This window comes from Leisingera thetidis, assembly GCF_025857195.1.
Lineage (GTDB): Bacteria > Pseudomonadota > Alphaproteobacteria > Rhodobacterales > Rhodobacteraceae > Leisingera > Leisingera thetidis.
This window is the reverse complement of record NZ_CP109787.1, coordinates 3,781,428-3,805,479: the sequence shown is the minus strand read 5'-3', so window position 1 is coordinate 3,805,479 and position 24,052 is coordinate 3,781,428. Positions and strand designations below refer to the sequence as shown.

20 protein-coding genes, 1 tRNA gene and 6 pseudogenes are annotated in these 24,052 nt (G+C 61.3%); 9 read left to right on the top strand and 18 right to left on the bottom strand.

The window, feature by feature from the left end; all coding sequences use genetic code 11:
• Positions 1-150: 150 nt before the first annotated feature.
• From OKQ63_RS26165 to OKQ63_RS18335, 5 genes and pseudogenes are all read left to right on the top strand, one after another.
• A pseudogene (locus tag OKQ63_RS26165) lies at positions 151-201 on the top strand (hypothetical protein); the annotation flags it as partial.
• A gap of 60 nt (positions 202-261) precedes the next feature.
• Complete coding sequence (locus OKQ63_RS18350) at positions 262-585, top strand: LysR substrate-binding domain-containing protein (protein WP_264211464.1); 324 nt, start codon at positions 262-264, stop codon at positions 583-585.
• 436 nt (positions 586-1,021) lie between these two features.
• The gene (locus OKQ63_RS18345) at positions 1,022-1,384 is read left to right on the top strand and encodes a hypothetical protein (RefSeq protein ID WP_264211463.1); all 363 of its coding nucleotides are present in this window, start codon (positions 1,022-1,024) and stop codon (positions 1,382-1,384) included.
• Positions 1,385-1,813: 429 nt separating this feature from the next.
• Positions 1,814-2,347, top strand: coding sequence for a helix-turn-helix transcriptional regulator (locus OKQ63_RS18340; RefSeq protein WP_264211462.1), 534 nt, complete (start codon positions 1,814-1,816; stop codon positions 2,345-2,347).
• Between the two features lie 247 nt (positions 2,348-2,594).
• Positions 2,595-2,849 (top strand): hypothetical protein, encoded by a 255-nt coding sequence (locus tag OKQ63_RS18335; RefSeq protein ID WP_264211461.1) that lies wholly within the window; start codon positions 2,595-2,597, stop codon positions 2,847-2,849.
• 66 nt (positions 2,850-2,915) lie between these two features.
• Here the strand turns inward: OKQ63_RS18335 and OKQ63_RS18330 are convergent, their stop codons facing one another.
• From OKQ63_RS18330 to OKQ63_RS18320, 3 genes are read right to left on the bottom strand one after another with little or no spacing between them, the layout of a single operon-like run.
• Positions 2,916-4,151, bottom strand: a complete 1,236-nt coding sequence (locus OKQ63_RS18330; protein ID WP_264211460.1) for an ABC transporter permease — start codon at positions 4,149-4,151, stop codon at positions 2,916-2,918.
• Positions 4,138-4,944 carry an ABC transporter ATP-binding protein gene (locus OKQ63_RS18325; protein WP_264211459.1) on the bottom strand — a complete coding sequence of 269 codons (807 nt, stop codon included), beginning with the start codon at positions 4,942-4,944 and terminating at the stop codon, positions 4,138-4,140. The genes OKQ63_RS18330 and OKQ63_RS18325 overlap by 14 nt, the downstream gene beginning before the upstream one ends.
• 5 nt (positions 4,945-4,949) lie before the next feature.
• Positions 4,950-6,296, bottom strand: coding sequence for an efflux RND transporter periplasmic adaptor subunit (locus OKQ63_RS18320; protein WP_264213948.1), 1,347 nt, complete (start codon positions 6,294-6,296; stop codon positions 4,950-4,952).
• Positions 6,297-6,972: 676 nt separating this feature from the next.
• Here OKQ63_RS18320 and OKQ63_RS18315 point away from each other — a divergent pair.
• A complete protein-coding gene (locus OKQ63_RS18315) occupies positions 6,973-7,398 on the top strand; it encodes a hypothetical protein (protein ID WP_264211458.1) in 426 nt (141 codons plus the stop codon).
• Here the strand turns inward: OKQ63_RS18315 and OKQ63_RS18310 are convergent.
• The 10 genes and pseudogenes from OKQ63_RS18310 to OKQ63_RS18265 form a co-directional block, all read right to left on the bottom strand.
• Positions 7,307-7,660, bottom strand: a pseudogene (locus OKQ63_RS18310) (hypothetical protein); the annotation flags it as partial. The gene OKQ63_RS18315 and the pseudogene OKQ63_RS18310 sit on opposite strands and share 92 nt — an antisense overlap.
• Positions 7,661-7,700: 40 nt before the next feature.
• Positions 7,701-8,018: pseudogene (locus tag OKQ63_RS18305) on the bottom strand (IS66 family transposase); the annotation flags it as partial.
• A 60-nt stretch (positions 8,019-8,078) separates the two neighbouring features.
• The gene (tnpB, locus tag OKQ63_RS18300) at positions 8,079-8,240 is read right to left on the bottom strand and encodes an IS66 family insertion sequence element accessory protein TnpB (protein ID WP_264211457.1); all 162 of its coding nucleotides are present in this window, start codon (positions 8,238-8,240) and stop codon (positions 8,079-8,081) included.
• Positions 8,241-8,470: 230 nt separating this feature from the next.
• Positions 8,471-8,602, bottom strand: a pseudogene (locus OKQ63_RS18295) (IS66-like element accessory protein TnpA); the annotation flags it as partial.
• Between the two features lie 265 nt (positions 8,603-8,867).
• Positions 8,868-9,472: pseudogene (locus OKQ63_RS18290) on the bottom strand (transposase); the annotation flags it as partial.
• Between the two features lie 70 nt (positions 9,473-9,542).
• Entirely contained in the window at positions 9,543-10,241 is a 699-nt protein-coding gene (locus OKQ63_RS18285; protein WP_264211456.1) for a copper-binding protein, read from the bottom strand.
• A 40-nt stretch (positions 10,242-10,281) separates the two neighbouring features.
• A complete protein-coding gene (locus tag OKQ63_RS18280; RefSeq protein WP_264211455.1) occupies positions 10,282-11,640 on the bottom strand; it encodes a multicopper oxidase family protein in 1,359 nt (452 codons plus the stop codon).
• A gap of 14 nt (positions 11,641-11,654) precedes the next feature.
• Entirely contained in the window at positions 11,655-13,112 is a 1,458-nt protein-coding gene (locus OKQ63_RS18275) for a TolC family protein (protein ID WP_264211454.1), read from the bottom strand.
• Positions 13,112-13,336: a hypothetical protein gene (locus tag OKQ63_RS18270; protein WP_264211453.1), complete on the bottom strand. Its 225-nt coding sequence runs from the start codon at positions 13,334-13,336 to the stop codon at positions 13,112-13,114. Before OKQ63_RS18270 ends, OKQ63_RS18275 begins: the two co-directional genes overlap by 1 nt.
• Positions 13,337-13,419: 83 nt before the next feature.
• Complete coding sequence (locus tag OKQ63_RS18265; RefSeq protein ID WP_264211452.1) at positions 13,420-14,031, bottom strand: hypothetical protein; 612 nt, start codon at positions 14,029-14,031, stop codon at positions 13,420-13,422.
• Positions 14,032-14,422: 391 nt separating this feature from the next.
• On the opposite strand from OKQ63_RS18265, the pseudogene OKQ63_RS18260 reads away from it, so the two are divergent.
• A pseudogene (locus OKQ63_RS18260) lies at positions 14,423-15,650 on the top strand (IS3 family transposase).
• A gap of 827 nt (positions 15,651-16,477) precedes the next feature.
• Here the strand turns inward: OKQ63_RS18260 and OKQ63_RS18255 are convergent.
• Positions 16,478-16,554 (bottom strand) — tRNA-Arg (locus tag OKQ63_RS18255).
• A gap of 365 nt (positions 16,555-16,919) precedes the next feature.
• Here OKQ63_RS18255 and OKQ63_RS18250 point away from each other — a divergent pair.
• Together OKQ63_RS18250 and OKQ63_RS18245 are read left to right on the top strand one after the other, a co-directional pair.
• Positions 16,920-17,507, top strand: a complete 588-nt coding sequence (locus OKQ63_RS18250; protein ID WP_264211451.1) for a GNAT family N-acetyltransferase — start codon at positions 16,920-16,922, stop codon at positions 17,505-17,507.
• Positions 17,508-17,556: 49 nt separating this feature from the next.
• A complete protein-coding gene (locus tag OKQ63_RS18245; RefSeq protein WP_264211450.1) occupies positions 17,557-19,326 on the top strand; it encodes an adenylate/guanylate cyclase domain-containing protein in 1,770 nt (589 codons plus the stop codon).
• Between the two features lie 93 nt (positions 19,327-19,419).
• On the opposite strand, the gene OKQ63_RS18240 is transcribed toward OKQ63_RS18245, so the two are convergent.
• From OKQ63_RS18240 to OKQ63_RS18225, 4 genes are all read right to left on the bottom strand, one after another.
• Complete coding sequence (locus OKQ63_RS18240) at positions 19,420-19,965, bottom strand: hypothetical protein (protein WP_264211449.1); 546 nt, start codon at positions 19,963-19,965, stop codon at positions 19,420-19,422.
• 146 nt (positions 19,966-20,111) lie between these two features.
• Complete coding sequence (locus OKQ63_RS18235; protein WP_264211448.1) at positions 20,112-21,410, bottom strand: gluzincin family metallopeptidase; 1,299 nt, start codon at positions 21,408-21,410, stop codon at positions 20,112-20,114.
• A 41-nt stretch (positions 21,411-21,451) separates the two neighbouring features.
• Positions 21,452-22,798 carry a TfuA-like protein gene (locus OKQ63_RS18230; RefSeq protein WP_264211447.1) on the bottom strand — a complete coding sequence of 449 codons (1,347 nt, stop codon included), beginning with the start codon at positions 22,796-22,798 and terminating at the stop codon, positions 21,452-21,454.
• Complete coding sequence (locus OKQ63_RS18225; RefSeq protein ID WP_264211446.1) at positions 22,795-24,000, bottom strand: YcaO-like family protein; 1,206 nt, start codon at positions 23,998-24,000, stop codon at positions 22,795-22,797. The genes OKQ63_RS18230 and OKQ63_RS18225 overlap by 4 nt, the downstream gene beginning before the upstream one ends.
• Positions 24,001-24,052: the final 52 nt, after the last annotated feature.

The following is a 24,052-nucleotide window of genomic DNA, read 5'->3' as shown; positions in this document are numbered from 1 at the left end:
CGCGGATCGGAAAGGCGAGGCTGATGCCGTCTGCACAATCGATCCGGAAGTCAGGAATGCCAGCGCTGGACCGCCCCAATCTGCCCTTGAACGCCCTGCGCCTTTGAGGTCGCCGCACGGCAGGGGAGTTTTACTCGGGCGGCTGTTGAACTGCGGGTCAGCCAGGCAGCCGTCAGCCATCAGATCAAAGGGCTGGAAGACCAGGTTGGAGTGCAGCTTTTCACCTGGGCGCCGAGGGGCCTGCTCCTGACGGATGAGGCCATGGCACTGTTCCCCGGGATCAACGACAGCCTCGACCGGGTTTTCGATGACTTTCTGGACGGGAGGCACCAGAAGGCGCTGCATGTGGGGGGCACGACCTTTGCAGTCGGGTGGCTGATGCCGCACTTGGCTGCCTTTTGCATCGCCCATCCGGGGATCGGCCGCCGCATTAGGACCAACATCCACCGGGTGGACATATCCAAGGAAGATTTGCATATGGCAATCCGTTTCGGCGCAGGACGCGGGATCGGTCTGGAGGCCGTTCCTCGTATGGATGCAACGTTGACGCCGCTTTGCTCTCCGCAGCTTGCAGAAAATCTGTAGAAGCCTGCCGACCTGCACTGACACGTTCTCTTGCGTTCTTATCGGGCGGATGAGTGTCCGCATGACTTGAAAAAGCCGGTACTGTCTGCCCGAACCTGTGCGACCCGATATTTGACAGCTCCATCGCCATGGTGGACATTGCCGAAACGGGGACTGGGGTTGCGCTGTTGTCCCGGCAATGTTCGGTGTGATGTAGCCCCCCGAGGGTGGTCCACCAACTAGTCCCGAGGACTATGATGTCCTGGGCGAACAGGAGGACCACCCTCAGAGGGCTGCATCAGATCAGGGCCCTGATGGTGTGTTTCAACCTAGTAACCCTTCCCGGTCTCTAACGCATTTTTGGTAGGACACGGAGCAAATCACTCCCTTCAGTGAGTGATGCGGCGGCACCCTAAAAACTGATAGTTTTAACATCTCGCCTTGAGGGCGAATTCAGATGGAGGTCAAATTGAAACGGGTGCTTATATCGGCTGCTGCGGCATTGTCTTTAACCGCCACTGCGGCATTCACGGGTCCTGGGGCAAAAATCAACAGGTGCTGGGGGGAACTGGCTGCTCACATGGGGCAGAATGGCATTATGGGGAAGCACTCTTCTTCCCATGGGTTTTTTACACCTGATCCGGGTGAAGGCGGGCGGCGCGGTGTCGGCAACGTGTCCAAGGAAGAACATGGGCCATTGTCCGAAGGCGGGCAGGGCCAGCATGCCATCGAGGTTGGACATTTGCTGGGCGCCCCGTTTTTTGCTCATTTGCCAGAAGGGCAAATCGAGCCAATGGATTGCAGTGTTGCTCCGGATTGAGGGCATCCGGAACAAAGCAAAGCGGCGGCCGGGACAGGCCGCCGTTCTTGTGCTGGAACGCGATTTTTTGCTCATCTTATTGAATTTAAAAAATAAATTCGCCTCGTCCCGCAATTCTGGCGGAAAAGCGCCTGTTTCGCTTGATTTACATTTCCGTGCATATGAAGTATGGAATATGTAAGAAGTGCATATGGATTGCAGGGCTTTGCTGCCACACGCATGAACCTGCCCGTTGACTGCGCTTGGGGCAATGATCAAATATCTCTTCGTCAAATATCTTTAGCCGCAGCGGTTTCCCTATAGCATTTCACCTGCGAGGCCAGTTCGAGCCAGTTACGGTGATTTTGAAACGTGGTGGGGGGCTGTGCGGTGGCGTCAGTTTGGCTGGAACAATGGACCGATCTTCTCGGCGGCAAGAGCCATGGCCTGATGGCGTTGGATGAGACCGGAAATTTTGCCTTCTTGGACATTTTCCTGAATGGCAGCCCGGCATGCCAGCTGGCGGTGAATTGGCAAAACATCCATGTCCGGGATCCCTTGCAGAACGCAAAACTGTCCCGGCTGATCCGGGCCGGCATAGCCTATGATGAAACCTCCGGGCAGTCGCTGCCGCCCCCGGTCAAGCTGCAAGTTTCAAAAGAGAAATTTCTCTACATTGACGTTATTCCGCTGCCTCCTGCGTTCCGCAGCAAATTGGGCGGCGCCGCAGCTCTGCTGAATCTCCGGGAAGTCGAGAACCCGTCTGACGCCAGCGTGGAACTGCTGCAGCATGAGTTCCATCTGACACCGGCCGAAGCAGCTGTTGCTGCTGAGCTCGCGCAGGGGAACAGTCTCAAGCAAGCGGCCAGGGAGCTGAACATTTCGATTTGGACAGCCCGCAGCCATTTGCGCGCGATTTTTCAGAAAACCAATACCCATCGCCAGGCCGAACTGGTCTCGCTGCTGGCCCACATCGGCCAGTAGCCGCAGCTGGCAGATCAGCTCAGTTTTCTTTGGCTGTGCAGCAATTCTGTCAAACCTGCTGACTGATTCCAGCCGGGCAGCATTTCTTTCAACTCATGAGGAAGGCATGTCTGAAGTTTCCCGGTTGCGGAGAAAGACACCGCTCAAACGAGCGAGGCGTGACGGTGTGACCGCCGACCAAGCGAGCGATGCAGTGCCGCTGCAATTCTGGTTCAGTAGCGGAGTTCGTTAACTGGTGGAGGCTGTCATGAAGAAGCTACTCGTTGCTACGGCGCTTGTAATTGGGTTCAGCGCACCCGCGGCAATTGCCGACAAGGGCTTGAAGGTTGGCCAGGATCCCTATCTGCTGGCCATCGCCAAATGCACCAACCGTGGTAAAGGCAACGGCGCGGAAAGGGTCATTCACACCTATCATGGCTTTAAGTGCATTAAGGGGCCGGATGTTTCTGAAGACCACCCGCAGGATCAGGACCCTGGAAATTCAGCTAACGTGCCGGATTAATAGCCGCCGGACGTTGCTCGCGCCCTCCGCCAATCCGGGGGGCGTTTCCTTTTTGGGCGGAATTCCTCACTCTCCCCGCAAGGCTGTCACCGGATCCAGCCGGGAGGCGCGGCGGGCGGGGAAGAAACCGAAGAACACCCCCACGGCCGAGGCCAGGCCAACTGCACCGATCAGCGACAGCGGGCTGAGGAACACCGGCCAGCCCGCCAGCTTGCCCGCGGCAAATGCCACGCCTGCACCTGCTGCCAACCCGATCATCCCCCCAAGGAAACACAAGAGCACCGCCTCCATCAGGAACTGGAACTGAACATCCTTGGATCGCGCGCCCACAGCAATGCGCAATCCGATCTCGCGGGTTCGTTCGGTGACCGACACCAGCATGATGTTCATGATGCTGATCCCGCCCACGACCAGGGATACGCCGGCAATCCCGGCAAGCAGCCAGCCAATGGTGCGGGAAGCCGCATGCTGGGCTTTCATCAGGGCCGCGGGATCGACAATTCGGAAATCGTTTGACCGGCTGGCCTGGATGCGGTGCCTTTGACGCAGCAGGCTGGTGATTTCGCGCTCTGCCAGCTTCACGGACCCGGTCGAGGACGCCTTGGCAAGAATATAGTCGACAGACCCGCGGTGAACCATGTTTGCGCTGCCGAACAGCCGTCTTTGCGCGGTGCTGATCGGAATGAAGATAATGTCGTCCTGGGCACGCCCCGCGCCGGAAGTTCCCTTTTCGGCCAGGATGCCGATGACCTCAAACGGCACCGAGAGGATCCGGATCGTCTGGCCGACCGGCTCGCTGTCACCGAACAGTTTTTCAGCAGTGTCGGTTCCCAGCAGTGCCACCTTGCCGCCGTTTGACTGCTCCTTGCCGGAGAACGGCCGGCCGCGGCTCAAAGGCCATTCGCGAATGGGGAAATACCGTGCGGTTGTGCCGTTGACGGTCACCCAGGTGTTCCTGCTCTTGTGAATCACCTGCAATTCGGCCCGGACAGATGGCGCCGTGGCAATGACCTGAGGGACATGCACATCAATCGCATCTGCATCAGATTCCCGCAGGATGGCGGCCTGGTACAGGCCCGCCTTCGCATCCGCCCCCCGGTTCAGTTCCGGAACGATCATCAGGACATTGGCTCCAAGCGTCTCGATCTGGCGGTCGATCTCCCGCTGTGCTCCGCTGGCAAAAGCCACCATTGCCACGACCGAGGAAACCCCCACTATGATGCCCAGCATGGTCAGGAAACTGCGCAGGAGATTTGCCCGGAGCGCCCGCAAGGCTATCTTCAGGCTTTCATAAATCGGCATCACCGCCTCCGATCCGGGCGGCGTGCTCCGCAGCCTCGCCGCTGGCTGTGCCTGATAGGCCTGGATGCCGCAGGGGCTGTGCAGCGGTGCTTGCTTCTGTCCGGGTGAGCGGATGTGCCACTCTCTCATCTGCGATGATCCGGCCATCCTTCATTCGCAGGATGCGGTTTGCGCGGCGGGCGATATCCTCGTCATGGGTAATGACGGCGACGGTCCGCCCGGTCTGGTTGATTTCCTGAAACAGGGAAAGAACCTGCAAGCCCTTTTCGCTGTCAAGGGCTCCCGTCGGTTCATCAGCCAGGATCAGCCGGGGGCCATTGGCCAGCGCCCGCACAATTGCGATCCGCTGCTGCTCGCCACCGGAGAGCTGATTGGGAAAATGGGTTCCACGGTCCGCGAGGCCAACCGTATCCAGCAGCTCGAGCGCCCGTTTCCTGCGCCTGCCCGCCCGCACTCCGGCATAGACCATCGGCAGTTCCACATTCTCCAGCGCCGTCAGCCGTGGCAGCAGGTTATAGGACTGAAACACAAAGCCGAATTCCCGGTTCCTAAGCTTCGCCCTGGTGTCCGCCGGCATGGTCTCGGTGTTGCGGCCGAAAACCCGGAAGGCGCCGGAGCTTGGGCGCTCCAGCAACCCCAGAATGGCCATCAGGGTTGATTTGCCTGAACCGCTTGGGCCGGTTATGGCCAGAAATTCACCCTCCGCTATGGAAAAAGAGCAGTTCTTCACAGCGTCGATGCGCGATTTGCCGCTTTGGTAGCTTCTGCAAATGTTCACGGCCTCGACGAACATCCGATCTACTGCCAGTTCCGCATGAACCGCGTCAGGCGGCTGCCGGATTCTGTCCTGATTTCACTGCTGATGACCAGATCGCCGTCCTGCAGCCGATCTGAGGCAACTGCCGTATGGCTTGCGTCCTGCTCACCGGCAATGACTTCCACCGGCTCCGGCCTGCCTGACGGATCCAGGCGCCAGATAACCGATGCTCTGCCGCCGCTGGCGGCCAAGGCTTCCTGAGAGGGGTGGAAGGCAAATACGCTGGTCGGCACTTTCAGCGCAGGAGCGGTTTCGCGGATTGTGATATCCACTAAAGCAGTCATGCCGGGGAACAGCAGCTCATCCGGGTTCTCTGTATTCAGGACAACCGTATAGGTGACGATATTCTGGAATACTCTGGCCGATTTCCTGATCTCGCTCACGGTTCCCGAGAACCGCTGTGCAGGATAAGCGTCAACGGAAAAGACTGCGGATTGACCAGTCCGAAGGCGCCCGATATCGGTTTCGTCGACGCTGACATGCACCACCATCCTGCTCAGTTCCTTGGCAATCGTGAATAGTTTAGGCGCTTCAAGTGTTGCAGCAACCGTCTGTCCTTCATCGATACTGCGGTCAATGACCACCCCGTCGATCGGTGCCCGTATTGTCGTGCGTTCCAATTCGACCAGCGCAAGCTGCAAAGCCGCCTGGCGCTGGGGCACATTCGCGCGTGCGCCAGCGAGTTCCGCTTTGGCCCTGGCATGTTCCGCCCTTGCGGCCTCGACTCTCGGGCCGCTGGCCGCCAGCTGCGCCTCCGCTTCGCGCAGCCGCGCTTCGGCGCTTTGTACAGCACCCTGATCATCTTCCACTTCAGCGGAAGCGACATTGCCATTTCTCCGCAGGGCTTCCTTTCGGGCCAGCCGTGCTTGCGCAACCGATAAGTCGGCAGAGGCCTGATCGATCCTGGCCCGGAATACCTCCTGCTCAAGCGTGGCGGCCTTGATCTCTACTGCCGCCTTTTCCTGGGTCGCGCTTTGCACATCAACTGCAGCCATGGCGATTTCGACCGCGGCCCGGGCCTCTTCCACGCGCGCCTGAAATCCTTCCCGGTCAATTATGGCCAGGGGCTGTCCTTTTGCCACGCGGCTGTTGAACCCGGCTTTGACTTCTGCAACCCGGCCGGAAACCTGCGAGCTGATATCGATTTTCACCAAAGCGTCCAGCGTGCCGGTTGCTGTCACACTCTCGGCCAGCGGCCCGTACTCGACAGGATGAGTGAGGTAAGCCGTTTCCGTGCCAGGTTCCGGCTGCAGCGAAACAAAGGCACTTAAGGCCAGCAGGGCCAAAGCGAATGAGAACAACTTCAGCATAATGTCTAACCATGCCATTTCGGGCACGAACTTTCAACGAAACCTCTGTTTTGCCGCTATGTGGGCTCCTTCAGGCAGGTTTACGTTTCCACTGGTTTGGCAAGCAGGAACACCGGCCTGGTCCATGTGGCTTCGGACCCTTTCTTGCGCAACCGGCTGAAGTCCGCTTCGGCGGCGCGATCGGGAACGTGGGGTCCGTCGAACATCAAGATTGAGCAGCGCCACTGTATGCGCTGGCTAACATCATGGCTCATGGCAACGGCTTTATGCCCTCGGCGTGTGAGTTTGTCACCGCCTCAACTTTGCAACCGCGGCGAATGGCCGGTCTGGCGAAGCTGTGCCGGGGCGCGCGACAGGGGGGCGAATGTCCGCAATGGGCCGCAAAAGCCGCCATTCAGCAGGTGGCCGGGGCCCTGGGTGATGCTGCGTTCGTCAGCATAAAAGACATCACCGGCCTCGCGACTGAGCGTCTTTACCGGACGTGTGTGAAGGGCCGAAGTGACGAGCCTCTTAACCGAATATAAGAGCAGCTGCCACATTATGGAAAAGGCGCCACCGCATTCCGGTCGTGCGCGCGGTTCAACATGCGTGAAGATTGTGTATTGGCGCACTTCAAGCAGGCTGCTTGAGAGCTTTGTGGCTGAAACCGGCAGCGTGCAGGTGAATATAGAAATTTTATCTGAGGTACTCATCCATGGGAAAAGTGAATGTTAAAATCGGCGGGATTGGGCATAGCGACCAATACGACCCGCTTGAGACATCGAGTCTGGGAGATTGCGTCTGTCTTGTGGCGTATGACAAGAACAAGAAAGTCGGCTCAATGTACCATCTGGTAACGACTTCCTGCCGCAGTGGCCCGGCTGAGAACATAACTATCGACGCGAAGCCGTTAAAAGCGGCGAAAGGGAAGCTGGACAAGGCCTTTAAATCAGTCCACGCAAAAGGAGCTAAGGTGACGAGTTACCATATTAAACTTGGCAAAGAGTGGACCGCCAATTCGTTTTTGAAAGGTGAACCCAACAAGGCATTTACGGCCGCATGCAAAAGTGTCTTCTCGGTGGCTCCGAAGCTCTCAGGCACCAAAGCCACGTTTCACCCCGGCACCGGAAAGCTGACATGACCCGGGCTACACAGCTGGCGCTCCTGTGAGCGCCAGCTGTGCAGCCATTTGTGGCGCGCCGGTTTTCCCAATGCGAGTAACCATCCGGTGTGGACCGCGGACGTGGGCAGTTCTCAGGTCGTGCCCTTGGGGGGGGGGGCCGCGGCGCCGCTTTCTTTGCAAGCTGGTTAAGCCGCTCGACGATCCTGTCGGCCTTGGCATCGTCGGGATCAAAGGCCCCGCCCGGCCAGCGGATCATGTCCTCGTGTTGCGCGTGGCCGGGATCGGCGGGGGCTTCGAGGAACTCTTCGTAGCCCCAGGCGCCGGCGGCGTTCGAAGCCGGCCACGGCCGCGGTCTTCGTCAGCCTCATCGCCGCGATCTCATCCTCGGCGGCCGCAGCTTCGAGCTCCTCGAGCGGCATCTCCATCTGGCCGGTCAAGCGGGCACGCCGTTCCGAGCTGCGGCCATATTGTTCGCGCCGGAGTTTGGCGATCTCGCGCCGGAGATGCTTGATCATCGCCTCGGAGGCCGAGACCGCCGCCCGGACCTGCGCAAATTCGGTCCCGGCAGCTTCGGCACGTGCTTCCGATGCCGCAAGTGCGGCGCGCAATCCGGCAATCTCGGAAGCGGCATCTGACATCGCCGGGACCTGCCACGCGCGCCCCGCAAAACCTATGTAAATAAGGCTGATGAGACCAATTTATCCCGCCTTTGCAGGGCGTTGTGTCCAGCGCGGATTGCGCCGGCCGATCCCCTCCAGCAGGTATCCGAGCTGGGCCGCGGAGATCTGCACCGCTTCGCCGGTCCCGCTGGCCGGCCGGATGAACTTTCCCGTTTCCAGCCGTTTGGTGTAGAGCGGCATGCCGGCACCATCGTGCCAAAGCAGTTTGACCAAGTCGCCCTTGCGCCCCGGACGCAGAAGATCTCACCCGCATGCGGGTCGCGTCCGAGACCCTGCTGCACTGCTGGAGCCGCCGCAGGCGCTTCAGCGAGATCGACAGCGGGATGAACGCAGGCGCCGTCTTGCCGCCCAGCTCGCCGCCGCGATATTGCCAGCAGCGAACGCGACACACCGTGCCGCCGCGCAGTTGCGGCCACCTGACGGTGCCCCACAAAGCTCTCCTCCACGATCCGGATCTTGCCGGCATCGCTCCAGTGCCGCCGGCGCGGCGTATCCGCGGCGGAAAGGACGTCGATCTCAGGTCTGAACTTATGGCCGACCATAGGGCCGGACTTATCACCAGCACCGTCATCTCGTCAGACGGCCTCCGCCGGTGGCATACCAATGCGAGTCTGCACTTCCGCTTTCTGACATTAAGTGGACATCGGCGCTGGGGAGAAAAAGCCTGGTTTGGCCCGACTCCGTGAGTTCGCTTGGTTAGGGATCGTGCCGTCGCAGCAAACGGCGGATGAGACGGGCCTCGCAGCAGCATTCTGAAGCCGATTTGGCCGGGCAGGCGGTTTCAGAAAGAAATCTGCCGAGAGGGACGCCGATGCTCGCCGGTTTCCGGGGCCTGGCGTTCTTGCGCGGCGGCAGCAAGCCATTGAGGCGCCATTGGTTCAAGCCCAATGGCGAGCGGCATCGGCGTTCCGGACAGCAATCGCCTCGTGGTAATTGCGGGTGTCGCAGGCCCCGTCCGCTGTGACTGAGCCGATCTGCTGTTCTGGCGGGATTTGATCCAGAAGCTCCGGCAGCACGGGAGCATCTCCGACGGTGCTGCTGGTGATCTCGACAGCCCGCGTTAGCGTTTCCTCGTCGATCCCAAGGTGTCTCTGGCGCCAAATACGGCGTTTGGGACCACGCGCTGCCCGGCAGCACAGGCTCGGCATGTGCGAGAGGGTGCTTGCGGGCATTCCATTCACGTCGCCCACGGCTTTGATGCCGGTGCTGTCCGCTGCCCGGCAGGGCAATGCGCAGCAATGTCCCGAGAGGGGATCAGGAGATTCAGAGGACCCTCGGCGCCACGATCCTGGAGGTTCACGTTCAGCCGTGTTTTGACGGCGGCACAGCGTGCTGAAGTCCGGAACAGACCAATTCAACCCGGTCAAGCGCAAGAGGCTCGCGGCGAAGCCGGGCGTTTGCCTCAGCGGCAAGAGCCCCTCAGGCATCCGAAATCTCTGGTCCGAAATCCGGGAGGCGGGATGGCCCGCCTCCCGCCCTAACTTATTTCAGCGCCGTCACGGTCAGCTTGCCCTTGATCCGCTCGGCAACAAACTCGATGGCCTCGCCAGCCTTCAGCTGGTCCAGCATCGCGTCATCGGCGACCCGGAACACCATGGTCATCGCGGGCATGTCCAGGTCCACCAGTTCTTCGTGCAGGATGGTGACCTTGCCGGATTTGGCGTCGACTTTTTTCACCGTGCCCGCGGTAAAGGTGCCGCCCCCATCCGCCAGCACGGCAACCGGTCCATGCATGCCGGCTTCATAATGGCCGGGGATCAGGCAGGCAAACTCGAATGTGCCGGGGTTGGAGAAGGTCCAGACGATTTCACCGGCGGCACCCGGATCCAGGCGCACCGAGTTCGGGTCGTCATGCTCCATGTCCATCTTGGCCATCAGCTCCTTGTGGAGAACATTGCGCTCTGCCGTGTCCAGCACGAACTCATGCTCCAGCTCCCCGGCGTTGGTGATCACGAATTGCACCGTCTCGCCCTTGGCAAAGGAGAAGCTGGAGGGCTCAAACAGCATCTCGCCGTCATCGGTCTCCTTCATGGTGACGGCGATTTCGCGGTCCGCACGGGCGGCCTCGCCGGGCTTGCCGACTGCCATCTCGTCATGGTGGCCGCCGCCGTGGCTGCCGGCGGCAAAGGCCGGTGCAGCTGTCAGGGTTGCAAGCAGGGCTGCCGATAGGAACTTGGTCATGTCTGTCTCCTCATAAAGTTTGGTTGGGTCCTGGGGCCGGTCAGCCCTTGGCGGTTGGTTTCGGGGAAATGCGGGTTTGCGCGTCCTCGGCGCGGGCAGGCTCCGGCAGTTCGCCGGTCCATTCGTACGCCTCGGTGCCCGGCGGGTTTTCGTACCAGCCGGGATCGCTGTAATCGCCGGCCTCGATGCCCTCGCGCACCTTCACGACCGAGAACATGCCGCCCATCTCCAGCGGCCCGTGCGGGCCCCAGCCGGCCATCATCGGCACGGTGTTGTCGGGCAGCGGCATCGTCATCTCGCCCATGTCGGCCATGCCGGCGGTGCCCATCGGCATGTATTCCGGCTGCAGCTTGCGGATCTGGCCGGCCAGCTTGCGCTTGTCGGTGCCGATGAAGGTCGGCACGTCGTGACCCATCGCATTCATCGTGTGGTGCGACTTGTGGCAGTGGATCGCCCAGTCCCCCGGATGCACGGCGTCGAACTCATAGGCCCGCATGGCGCCGACCGGGATGTCGATCGACACCTCCGGCCAGCGGGCGTTTTCGGGCACCCAGCCGCCATCGGTGCAGGTGACCTCGAAGTCATAGCCGTGCATGTGGATGGGATGGTTGGTCATGGTCAGGTTGCCGACCCTGACCCGCACCCGGTCGCCCTGATTGACCACCAACGGGTCGATGTCCGGGAAAATCCGGCTGTTCCAGCACCACAGGTTGAAGTCCGTCATCTCCATCACCCGCGGCACGTAAGAGCCCGGGTCGATGTCGAAGGCGTTCAGCATGATCAGGAAATCCCGATCCACCGGCATGAAGGACGGATCCTTGGGATGCACGATGAACATCCCCATCATCCCCATCGCCATCTGCACCATCTCATCCGCGTGCGGATGGTACATGAAGGTGCCGGACTTGATCAGGTCGAACTCATAGACATAGGTCTTGCCCGGCGGGATGCCGGGATGGCTGAGCCCGCCGACCCCGTCCATGCCGGAGGGCAGGATCATCCCGTGCCAATGCACCGAGGTATGCTCCGGCAGCTTGTTGGTCACAAAGATGCGGACCCGGTCGCCCTCCACCGCCTCGATGGTGGGGCCGGTGGACTGGCCGTTGTAGCCCCACAGATGGGCGATCATGCCCTCGGCCAGCTCGCGCTCGACCGGTTCCGCGACCAGGTGGAACTCCTTCACCCCGTTGTTCATCCGGAACGGCAGGGTCCAGCCGTTCAGGGTCACCACCGGGGTGTAATCGGGACCGGAGACCGGGGCCAGCGGCGGCTGGGTGGCGGCCGTGTCCATCGTGGCGGCTTCGGGCAGGCCCATGTTGGAGGTCTGGCCCCAGGCCTGGCCGGAGACCAGCGCAGCACCTGCAGCGCCGGCCCCAAGCATTTGACGTCTGTTCATCATGTCCTTTGATCCTTTCAATGGCCTGCATCGCCGCCAGCGGCGATTTCGGCACTGCCGTCTTGCGGGGATGAACTTGTGCCGCCGCCGTAGATCGCGGCACTTACATTCGCCTGGGCCAGCCAGAAATCGCGCTTGGCATTGGCCGCCTCCAGCGAGCCCGTCAGCTTTTCGCGCACGTCCGTCAGCAGTTCGAAGGTGCTGGTGATCATGCCGTTGTAGCTGAGCAGGCCTTCCTCCTCGATTGTCTTGCGCAGCGGCACCAGCACATCGCGGTAATGGCGCGCGATCTCATAGGAGGAGTGATAGGCCAGCTCTGCACTGCGGGCCTCTGAGCGGACATTGACTGCCCGTTCCGCCAATGCGTTGGCCGCCTGCAAATAAGCGAGCTCCGCCTTGCGCATCCGTGCCTTGCCGGTGTCAAAGACCGGTATGGCGAACTCCAGTTCCAGTTGCGGCAGGGTCTCGGTTTCCGTCGCCCCGTCCTCGCGTTCACGCTCGGCCTCGAAGCCGGCAATCAGCTCCAGGTCAGTGACCAGCCGGGTCCGGTCTGTCAGGCCGAAGGCGCGGGCCTGCGCTTCCAGCCCGAGCCTGGCGACCTTCAGATCGACGCGGTTTGTCAACGCCGCCGCTTCGATCGACGCAACCCGCGGCTGCGACTTTGGCAATGGCGGCAACGCATCCGGAACATAGTAGTTGGCATCGCTGCCCCACAGGCCCATCAGGCGCGTCAGCTCCTCCTTGGCAAGCTGCGCCTCCAGCCGGGCACGGGCCACTTGCCCCGCAAGCTCGGCATTGAAGGCAAACTCCCGCGCCTGTCCCGCCTTGTTCAGTGCGCCGGTCTTGCCGAGCTGGCTGGCCAGCTCTGCTCCCGCTGCCGCTGTTCCGCTGGCCTGGCGCAGATAGCTCAGCCGCTCAAAGGCCGCCACCGCATTGATCCAGGCCCGCCGGGTCTGCCCCGCAAGCGCCAGAGTATCGTTCACCGCGTTCAGCTGCGCCTGCTGAAACTGCGCCTCGGCTACAGCAATACGCTGCTTGCGGGTCTGCACGTCCAGCAGGTTCACGGCGATGGTGGATTCCAGCGCCCGGTACAGGCCCAGCTCCGGCGCGCCGATCCCCATCAGGCCGATCGAGACCACCGGGTTCTCTGGCGTCATCTGCTGCCAGACGCCGACCGCCGAAAGCCCAACCGCGGCATAAGACACCTGCAGCCCCTTGTTGTTCAGAAGCGCGGCCTGCACCGCAGTTTCAGCCGAGATCGTCTTGCCGTGGACCAGCAGGCGGACTTCCTTGGCCAGCGCCTGGTTCTGGGCCTGTGTCTGGGCAAAGGCCGTGCGCTTGCCGATAGCGGCCGAGGTCTGGCTGGCGACCTCTTCAAACCCGGCCTGCGGACTGGTGAATTTCTCCGGCACCGCAGCCGTGCAGGCAGCCAGCACCAAGGGCAGCGCCAGGAGGCGCCAAGTTTTCGCTGACATCAATTGTTCTCCTGCTGCTGCTCGTTGACGCCTCGCCAAGATGCAGGGCCGCTTGGGTCGTAAGTTTCAAAACCCGAGAGGGGAGATTGGTAATTCAGGGCGCGGTATGGGCCGGATTGCGCGGCGGTAGTTTGCAGAGCTGTGGTATCGGGCAGCGCAGCCGGTGTCCTGGCGCACGCCCCCAGCAGCAGGGCGCCTGCCCCGGCCAGAAAGAGAGATTTCATGTGGTTTTCCTGAGGAATATCTGCACGGTTCCTGCAATTGCGTGCAGGAGATGGTTAGTACCCGTTGAAACGGTTTAGATGCCTCAGGCTCTCGGCGGGCGCAGGAGTGCGAGCTGTTCGCGAGACGGCAGCTGCGCATTCTTCTGCTTCCACCGTACAGGTTCCGCCAGGGAGGTTTTCCCCGGCAAAAAGGTCAGCACCGCATCCGCCATGCAGGAGCCTGAACAGCAGCTCCCGATGTCGCTGGTCTGAGATTTATCCTGGCCATGGTGCGCGCCGGTCTGGGTTGCGTCATGCCCCGTGCCATGCCTGGCTGCACCGGCATAGCTCTCCCCGGTTTGCGAGACCGCGGCATTGCCGTGATGGCCCGCGATGGTGTGCGCGGCGGATGGCAGAGAAAATCCCAACGCAAGGATCATTGCAAATGCAGCAGTCACCCTGATCAGCTGGAAAATATGTGCCAGAAACGCCATGAGGGTATTTCTCATGACGGGACTGCCGCGCGTCAAGACGGCAATCATGCATTTCGAGCGCAAATTGGCGTGTTTCAGAGGCGTTTCCCCTCCATCTCCCGGCCGGATCGCAGGCGCCAGGAAAGATCCGCAAACCTTCCAGCGCAGGAAGGGCACGGTTGGCCGCAGGTGGTGATTCGGTTGCTGAACTGATCGACAAGGTGGGCAATCATGCAGCCACAAAAAACGCCTGCTTAAGTGAACTTGCAAGCGCAGGAAACCATGCGGGGAATTTTGGGAGCAGTCCAGTTTCGGGCCGCTCTCACATCCATTCAATTGCTGTCAGAACGTCGTCCGGCCACCGGCATTTCCAATGTCGGTCCAAGAAAAACCGGTACGTAACTTCAAGTTCTGAATTAACGCCCGTCATCCTTGATGCATAAGTTTCTTCTCAAACAGTACTGGACCGAGCTCCAATGATAAGATCGGCTGGCCATGCCATGATTGCCAAAATGCTAGGAGAACTGCGGTAGCGGGTCAAAACCACTGCGGCCAATGGTGGCTTTAGCGCGTGACCTGCCAGGGGGTTTTCCTCCACCTTCGATTGGAGTCCAGCCCAACCTGAGGACGGACACTGACGCGGACAAGGTTCTCGGACGAGCAGATCATCGGCATCCTGGCCGGGCACGAGGCAGGCGCCAAGTGCGCTGACCTGTGCCGCAAGCACGGTATGCCGGAAGACACTTTCTGCAACAGGAAGGCCAAGTCCGGCGGCATGACGGTGCCCGAGGCGAAGCGGCTGAAGGCGCTCGAAGACGAGAACGCCAAGCTGAAGACGCTGCTGGCCGAACAGAAGCTTGATCCCGCCGCGATGAAGGAGCTGGGTTCAAAACAGTGGTGACGCCTGCCGCGAAGCGCGACGCAGCCGCGCACCTGAGGTCCCTGCCTGGGCTCTCGGAACGGCGGGCGTGCCGGAGTGCCGGGGCGGATCGCAAGATGGTCCGCGCCCAGGCCCGGCGTGCGCCGGACAGGGTGCTGCGCGGCCGGTTGCGGGACTTGGCCAATGAGCGCCGCAGGTTCGGCTATCCACTGTCCGGCAGTGGTTTGCTTGCAAACCATGAGAGGGGCGGCTCTCCGTGCTGTTGCGCCGAGAGGGAGAAGCTTCGGGGATCAACCGGATTTATCGGCTCCGCCGCGGGGAGGGGCTGGCCGCGCGCCAGCGAAAGGCCCGGCGCAAGGCGGCCGCCACACGAGCCCCGATCCTCGTTGAGGCACGGCCCGACGCGCGCTGGTCATTGGATTTCGTCCAGGATCAATTCGCCGCCGGCCAGCGCGTCCGCGTTCTCGACCTGGTCGACGATGGCACCCGCGGCTGCCTGGCAGCGATCCCGGATACCTCTATCCCGGACCGCCGTGTGGCGCGTGAATTGACGGTCCTGATCGAGCGCCGCGGCAAGCCCGGGATGATTGCCGGCGGCAACGGGACGGAACTGACCTGTAATGCCATCCTGCGGTGGTGTTCCGGGCACCGGGCTGAATGGCATTGCATCGCGCCAGGCAGGCCGATGCAGAATGGCTTCGTGGACAGTTTCAACGGGCGAATGCGCGATGCGTTGCTCAACGAGACCATGTTCCGCGACCTGGCCCATGCGCGTGCCGTGATCGCTGCCTGGGCGGCCGGCTGCAACACGGAACGCCCGCATTCGGCATTGGACTGCCTGACCCCGGCCGATTATGCGCGCACCCTCGCCACCGCAACCGCCCGCCCCGCTGCGCGGGATGAAAGCTCCGCGCGCCGGGCGATTGCTCAACCTGCGCCGACCGGCGTAAAAAGCAACCCGGCTCCGGTCGCGGCTGGATGAACGTTCAGTGGCAGGTCACCGGCGCCCCTTAGAGATGCGGACCATCGAAGGCCGGAGGGAGCTCCGATCAACGTCGGCACCTCCCAAACTGCACCGGGCCTTGTTTGACCGAAGCGAAGACACGCTTTCTCTGCTCGTCCCGCTTCTCCGGCTACTGCCCAGCGAACGGACGGTTTGCAGTCGCCCCACAACGTGGACTTGAATGTCTGGTCTGGGGAAATCTGCCGCGCCGCCGATATCCTACAGCAGCGGGCGCGAACAGAGTTTTAGGCTTCCTGCACCTGCACCCGCTGCTGGCGCGTAAGTCCGGTATGTCCGGCTGTGTGTGAGTTCGTGATCCGCGTGGCAAATGGCAGTTGAAGATCTCGCCGGCTGCTTTCTTCCTGGCCCTCCTGCCTAATTTAGAATGTGATTGCGGACGAGACCGCGATCGCTTGCACAGATGCCAGCCGCGCCTCCGCTCCGCTCTAGCGCGCCCGGCATTTTCCGTTTAATTGGTCCGCCTGCCGTCCGGTCGGCAATCTGAGCACGGGTTCTGATGCCGCTGCGCGTCAGCCTCCACGGAGAAATCCGGTTCTTCCCGCGCCAGGCGCGGGCCCCTCCCAATTTCACCGCTCCGGCCCCGTGTGTCAGATCACCGTCCGGCCGCAGTCCGGGCTGCGCCCACCCTGCTTTGCCCTCCGGCAGACACGAGGTCTTCCGAAGTGAAATCAGCGAAGGCTTCGCCACTGGCGGAACAGGCGGCGTGAGCGGGGATGTTGGAGACACTAAAAAGGAAAGGTTCTGCCGCAAATGGCAAAACTATGGTCGCCCGACAATTTGGGAAGTGGCGGACCGAGGAGGATTCGAACCCCCGACCCCTTGATTCGTAGTCAAGTACTCTATCCAGCTGAGCTATCGGTCCACTGCGGCGGGGTTTAATCACAGCACCGCAAAGGCGCAACCCCAAAAGGCATCTCTTGCTGCAATTCTTGCCTGCTCCCTTCAGTCAGAGAGGCAAGGTCCCGGTCTGGCAGCTTTCCTTCAAATGACCTGCGCGAAATTTGGACGTGACTGCCCCATGCCGAAGCGGCAAGCCCTTTCCTGAGCCTGTCTCCCGCGCCCCCGGACCGGCCGGAAATGTGGTATAAAGCCAGCAACCGCTCTTCTCCCGGCTGCATCGGGCGCCAGAAATGCGGCATGTTGCAAAGTAAAAGAGGACAGCCCATGCCGAACAGGCAGTCAGTAGGTTTTCGGCTCCGGCCGCTGGAAACGGGGGACCTCCCTGTAATGGCCGGCTGGTTTCGGAATATCGCCGATCTGGCCTGTTTCGACCGCTCAGCGCGGGTGCCGCTTAACGCGGCCGGTATTGAACAGGCTTGGAACCCGCTAACGGATGCGGCAGCAGATGCCGGGAAGTGCTGGTTTGCAATTGTCTCAGAAACAGGCGGGCTGTGCGGCATCGCCGGGCTGGAGAATATTTCTGCGGTGAACCGTGATGCCGTCGTCGCCGTCTTTATCGATGAGCCCTGGCGCAGGCACGGCATCGGCATCCGGTCGATTGCGCTGCTTCTGGACTTTGCCTTCCGCCAGATCGGGCTAAATCGCGTTACATCCTACTACCGGTCCGACAACACCCGCAGCGAGGAACTGACAGCACGGGCCGGTTTCCTAACCGAAGGCAGGATGCGGACAGCTTGGTTCGCAGAAGGCCGGTTTTTCGACATGGTCGCGGTTGGAATCCTGCGGGAAGAATGGGAGGCCAGCCGCAGAACGCTGGCGCGGGACCTTGACGCCAGGCTGCGCGTTCGTTTCCGCGGCGCAGACGTTTCCGGCTGGGCTTGGCCGCCCGGTCCGGCAGACCCGCCCGCAGGCTGACCGGATTCCCCGGCGGCTTCAGCCCGCACTCACAGGAGGAGGACAGCTTGTGAGCAGCCACAACAAGACAACATCGGTCCGGCGTCAGCTTGGTGCAGTGCTGTTTGCCGATGTCGTCGGATATGCCCGGCTGATGGGCAATGACGAGATTGACACCTACAGCGCGCTGAAGTCCCTGCTGGAACAACTTGAAGCGGCCTGCCAGAACCATGACGGGCAAGTGGTCGCGGTCCGCGGTGACGGGGTTCTGGCACTGTTTGAGACCGCCACAAATGCCGTCAAATTCGGCGTCGAGCTGCATCGCATCGCACACCGGGCCAACAGCGCGCGGCCGGAAGGGCAGCGCCTGCGGTTCCGCGCCGGTGTGCACATGGGCGAAATCCTGGTCGATGACCGCGGCATTCATGGCGATAATGTCAACATTGCCGCCCGGCTGCAGGAAATAGCCGAACCGGGCCGGGTCTTTGTCAGCGCAGCTGTCTATGAGCAGATCCGCAACAGGCTGCGGTTTGGCTTCGAATTCCTCGGCCCGCAACGGCTCAAGAACATTGCGGAGCCGGTGGCCGCCTATTGCGTGCGCAGCGAGGTCGCCGGCGCGGCGATGGCTGCCACCCGGCGCCCGGATCCGCCGCCCGCGGGCCAGCCGCCGCCTGATATTCCTTCAGTTGCCGTGCTCCCCTTTGCCAGCCTCGGCGGGGAACAGTCCGACAGCTGGTTCGCCGACGGGCTGACGGAAGACATCATCCTGAACCTGTCCAAGTTCAAGAACCTCTTTGTCATTGCACGCAATTCCTCATTCTTCTTCAAGGCCCGCTCGATGCCGCCGCAGGAGGCCGCGCGCGAACTGGGGGTGCGCTATGTGGCCCGCGGCAGTGTCCGGCGGGCCGCAGCACGGGTCCGGATCGCCATCGAACTGATCGACGCAGAGTCCGGCCGGACCATCTGGGGCGAACGCTATGACCGGGATATCGACGACATATTCGCCATTCAGGACGAGGTGACCGAAGCCATCGTGGCGGCAACCGCGGTGCTGATCGAGGCCCAGGAACGCAAACGGTCAACGCAGACGGCGCCCGCTGACCTTGCCGCCTATGGCTATGTCCTGCGCGGGCAGCAGTTCATTTTCCGCTACACCCGGCAAGACAACCACGAAGCGCATACTCTGTATGAACGGGCGCTGGCCCGTGATCAGGATTATGCCAGGGCATCAGCAGCAATCTCACGCACGATGAACATCGATTGGCGCTATTCCTGGGCCAAAGACTCCGAGCACGCGTTGGACACCGCCTTGACCTTTGCGCAGAAGGCGGTGGAACTTGATCCGACCGATGCCCGCGGCTTTGGCGAACTCGGCTTCGTGCATCTTTACCGCAAGGAACACGACGCTGCGATCGGCGCCTACCGGCGCGCCCTCGCACTGAACCCGAATGATGCCGACCTGCTGTCGGATTACGCCGATGCGCTGGCTCATTCCGGCGAGAACGAAACCGCCATCGAGCACCTGCAGCAGGCAATGCGCCTCAACCCCTATTTTCCCGACCAGTACCTCTGGCATCTGGGTGGGGCCTACTACAATCTCAAGCAATATGATGCGGTGATTGAAACTCTCACCAGAATGAACAACCCGACCGAGGGCCAGAGAATGCTGGCCGCCAGCTATGCGCAACTGGGAAAGATGGAGTTGGCCCGCGACATGGCTGCCAGGCACCGCGAAGCGCATCCGAATTTCTCGCTGGACCGCTGGACCAAGGTGCAGCCCGACCGGCTGGAAGAAGACACTCGCCACTTTGTCGACGGTCTGAAGAAGGCCGGGTTCTGACAACAGCTGCATGCCCTGCGGGCGAAGCCGATCAGGCAGCGGGCCTGCCGCCGCAGACCTGGCAGACCATCAAGAGCAGCTCGCTGAAACCGCTCAATCGCCGGAACCGCGGGCTTTGGCACCGCTGACCTTGGCACCACTCACTTTTGCACCGCTGACCTTGGCGCCGCTCACTTTGGCACCGCTGACCTTGGCTCCGCTGACACCGGGTCCGCCAGCAAAAAAAACATCCAGCAGAACCTGCTCGAACATGCCTGTCATCAGGTCCATACGGATCGTGAAATCTGCCTTGTCATATTCCCAATACATGACGTCGGCTGACATTTGGAAATCGGCTGCCGCCACGCCGGACTTAGACGGATCCATAGGAGCGATTGCCTGCCCGCCGCATTCATTGAAGCTTTTTTCGCCCTCGCCATGCACCAGCAGGATCAACGGTTCCGGCAGTTGATAGAACGCGCCTTCGTAGGCAAAACCATAAATCCGCGCGAATCTTGGATCTTTCTTGTCCGCAAGCTGTCTGGCGAGGAAACCGTTGGCACCCAGTCGTCCCTTGCGGTTCGCCTTCTTTATTTTCAGGTCTTCGACCAGCCGTCCGAACAGTAACACTTCTGAAAAACTGAGTAACGTCTCTGCCACCTTACTCACTCCTGTGGCTATGGAACAAACACCGGAAGATCCCTTCGCAAAGCCGGGCCAAAAAGCTTGCCGGTCTCATATTTGGAAAAGTCCCCCTAAAACAGGAAATACCACAAAACGAATAAAATTTATAGCCAAATGGCAATTCAGCTGCCCGGCACCCGCGTTCGCACGGAATGGGCATGACTGTCCTCATCCGCTTTGGCCAAGCGCGGACCTGCCTGGACCAGGCCAATCCCGCGCATCCGGAAGTTGCCTGCAATGATCGTCTGAAAAGCGCCGCCGGTTGTTTCCAGATCAACTGCCAGAAGTGCGTCTCCGACCGCCGCATAAGTGAGGTTTTCTGCGTCCAGACTGCTCCAGGCTGCTGCCAGATAAGCGCCCAGGAAATCACGCGCTTCCAATAGCGCAACACGAAACCCTTCAGGGTCAAGTGCATAGCGAGCATCAAACAGCACCTGCATGACATCGCTGTAGAAAGGGGTTTCCTCCAGTTGGTCGGACAAATCCTCCATTTCGGGCGTGATCAAACCATGCACCAGAAGCCGTTCGTGGAAAATGTCGACGAGAATATCGAACATCGCTCCGGTCAATGGTTCAGACAGCGCGTGCTCGCTGCTCCAGCCCCGGGCAAATTCTTCCAATGTCCGTGTATTCGCCGCCATCCGGATCTGCGCGCTTCCGGCAAGTTCTGCAAAACGGTTCAATTGATTGAACGTATACAGATTGCCTTTGGTGGTCTCGAGCAGTTCCTCGACAACCGAGCCGAAATGGAGCGAAGCGATCAGCGCCACCATATCTGCCGCAGATTCGTGAAATCCGTAGTACTCGCCCGGCACAGCTTCGGACGCCGGCATTCCGGCAACGCTGTAAATTATGGCATGGCCGATCTCATGCGCGACCACGTCAAAATTCAGACTGTAGGCCCGGTATTCCCCGCCGTATTCGCTGGTGCCGCCAGTCTCCAGAAACCCCCAGCCGATATGCGCGTTGTCCAGACTTGGCAACAGCGACAATTCCAGCCTGTCGTAGTCGCGGGCGAAATGCCAGGGAATCGGATGGCCGAAGTACTCCTCCCACACATCCAGTGTGAAATGGGCGGCGGCAAACAGGTGTGCCGCCTCGAATCCAGGGTCGGTGGGAAGGATATGGGCAAAATGACCGTCCTCATCCGGCTCCGGAGGCCGCTGCATCTCACCATGCCATGGCGGCAGGTACATGCCAGCCCCGTCAGGCCCGGGAACAAATGCGCCATAAGGGACAGTCTTGCCCAGCGGATTGACCACATACATCCGCGGCCCGGAAGGTCCCGGCCCGAGTGATCCGGGCGGGGCAGAAATTTCGACAAGCTCCGGCACCGGATCCGCCGTCCTGAACGGGGATTGCGGAAATAAAAGAAAGCGGGTTCCCGGTGCTTCCCCTAACGTCTCATAAAGGTCGTCCATGCGCTCCTCCTGAACTGCGGAGGCTCTCCCGTTTGCCCTGCCTAGTCCCTGCTTTCCGGTGCGGGCTGTGTTTTGCACCCCTGATGATACATGAATTCGCGCCGGATCAGCTCATAGAATTCATCATGGCTCCTGCAGCCGACCGAATTCAGGTATTCCTCAAGGCGGTCCGGGATCTCCCGCTGCAGCAGCATTTCAAAGTACCAAACCGTCAAGCGCAGCCGCTCCGGTTCCGTCAACGGCCCAGCCAGCGTGTCCTGCGCTGCCAGATAACGCTTCTTTGACGCGGCCCTCGTTTTCAGCCCGGCATAGACGCCCGCCAGCCGCAGTTCCGCCAGAAGGTGCGGGCCCAGCTGACTGTTCAGGGTGTTCAACGCAGCCCCGGCAAGGGCATTTTCACCGAGCAGTTTCTCATACGCGGCACCCGACAGCCTGTTTTCCTTCAGCCATTGCCGCAGTTTGCTTCCGCTGAACAATGCAAGTGTTCCGCGATGCGCGGCCATTTGGGCCTGCAGCGCTTCCCGCTCCACCGTGCGGCCGGCCTTTCCCGCCTGCCGCAAAGCCAGATGGCGCAGCGCGGCCCGGGTGTGGAACTCTCTGTAACGGTCCGGTGTCAGCCGCAGCTCATCCAGAACCCGCCGCTCTTCACTATGCGAGCAACAGTCCTCTGTCTCGATCCGCCGCACCAGGCCCTGCCAGGCAAGCGTGCGTTCAACTTTTTCAGGCGGCACCGAGCCGGCCGTCTGCCCTCCCTTCAAAAATGCCGCCATATGCTGCAGCATTTCCCGTGCATCATCGCGCTTGGCATCCACGCTCCCGGTATTCAGCCATGCCGAAAACCGGGCATGCCAGGAGGCGTTCTTGAACGCCGCAAGGATCTGCTCCCAGTTCCTTTCCTGATAGAACAGTCCCTTTGCCGTGCTGAGCAACTCCGCGGCATGTTCCGCCTCCAGCACCTCTTGTCCTTCTGCCGCCGCCACAGTGGCCCGAATCGACACCATCGGTTCGCTGAGCGGTGCAAAACCCAGTTCCGCAGGGCCATGCAGCACTGCAACCTCATCATCGTCGCATATCGCGCCGGACGCGTAAGCCGCGTAAATACTTCCAACACCAATCATGCCGAACGATGACAGCTCTGCCGCCCGCAGCGCGCCCATGCTGGCGCTTCCGAACACCGCAATTCCCTGTTCCAGCGCCCAGAGGATTTCCTTGTGCCAAACCGAGGGCACGCCTTCGAAATACCCGTCGATCAGGCCGATGGCCTGCGCCCCGCGCCTGGCGGCCCGGTAAATGTCCCCTTGCGCGGCCGGAGGCAGAACGGTTGCGTCCAGAAAGGTCCGCACCTCCTCTGCCCCGATTGTCGGTCCGGCGAAGACAACTGCCTTCATGGCCGCCCCACGCCTGCCGCCAGCGCCCTATGACCGGGCATGAAGTCTGCGTCATCATGCGGTGCTTCCAGTCCCGGGATCACTGCACGCACTACAGCAATGTCCAGGCCTGGGCGCGACAGGTCTACGGTCAGAACCTGGGTCATTCCGGCATCAACCAACCGCTCCAGAAGCCAGGCCAGATCGTCTTCGAATGACGGTGATGAAAACGAGGGGGTCTTTTGAAACCGGTCCGTTGGCTCCGTCTGCTCAAACAAGCCGCGGACATATTGTGCGCGTTCCGCTGACGCCTTGGCAGTAAATTCCTCGGGGTCCAGATCATCGCGGGCGCCGGAGATGTAGGTCAGCCGGGTCTGCGCTGCCTCAGTAAGCGCCCGCAGCAGGGCAATCGCCCGGTCCGGATGGCACCCGCTGCCAATTCCGATATGGCCGGGCCGGCTGCCATCTTCGCAGATCATACACAAAAATGCGGCCACACCAATGTCCGCGGTGATACCCCAGATCCCGGCTTCCAGCCCCGCTTTGGCAAACCTGTCCAGAACTTTCCGGCAGCGCGGATCGTCACAGGTTTCCGGATCAATGCGCGGGCCGGGCTGTGCATGATGCCACAGGGTCAGCGCGTCCCTTTCGACCAGTTCGCAGATGGCATGGCATGTGGCCTCTATCAGGCTATTGCCTGAGGCAAGCCCGTTGGTTGTTCGTGGAAACGCCCCTTGGCCGCCGCATGGCCTGCCGGTGTAGTCAGTATCCACCATTTCATAGGGCAGCCAATGCGCCTCACCGGACGCAAGTTCCTTCCCTTCGACCCACAGCATCCTGAGGAGTGGGTCAAAGCTGGCGCCTGTCACGCGGGGCAGGCGTTCGACATCCGCAACCAGCGCGTCTTGCCGCAAGTCCTGGTAGCTTGCGGCGCGCACTGGCAGAGTGATGCGTTCAGCATGCCAGGATTCGACCGCTTCCATCACGCCGGACGTCTGAGCCGCCTCCAGCGTCAGCCCCTTGCCCAACGCCACAGCAACGGAGCGGGAATTGGGCCGGGTGACCATCACCGTAGGCAGGCCCACCCGGTCCAGGCCGGTCAGATTGGCGATACGGGTGATGCCCATGCCAGCCAGATGCGGCCGGATCGCCGCCAGTGTCCGCGCCGGATCGCACAGACGGTGCGTGTCGAACACATATCCTTTCCGCTGCATTTTGGGCATGGGGCTGGCCTCACTGTCATGACCGCCACGGGTTGGCTGCCGGCCGCTTTTC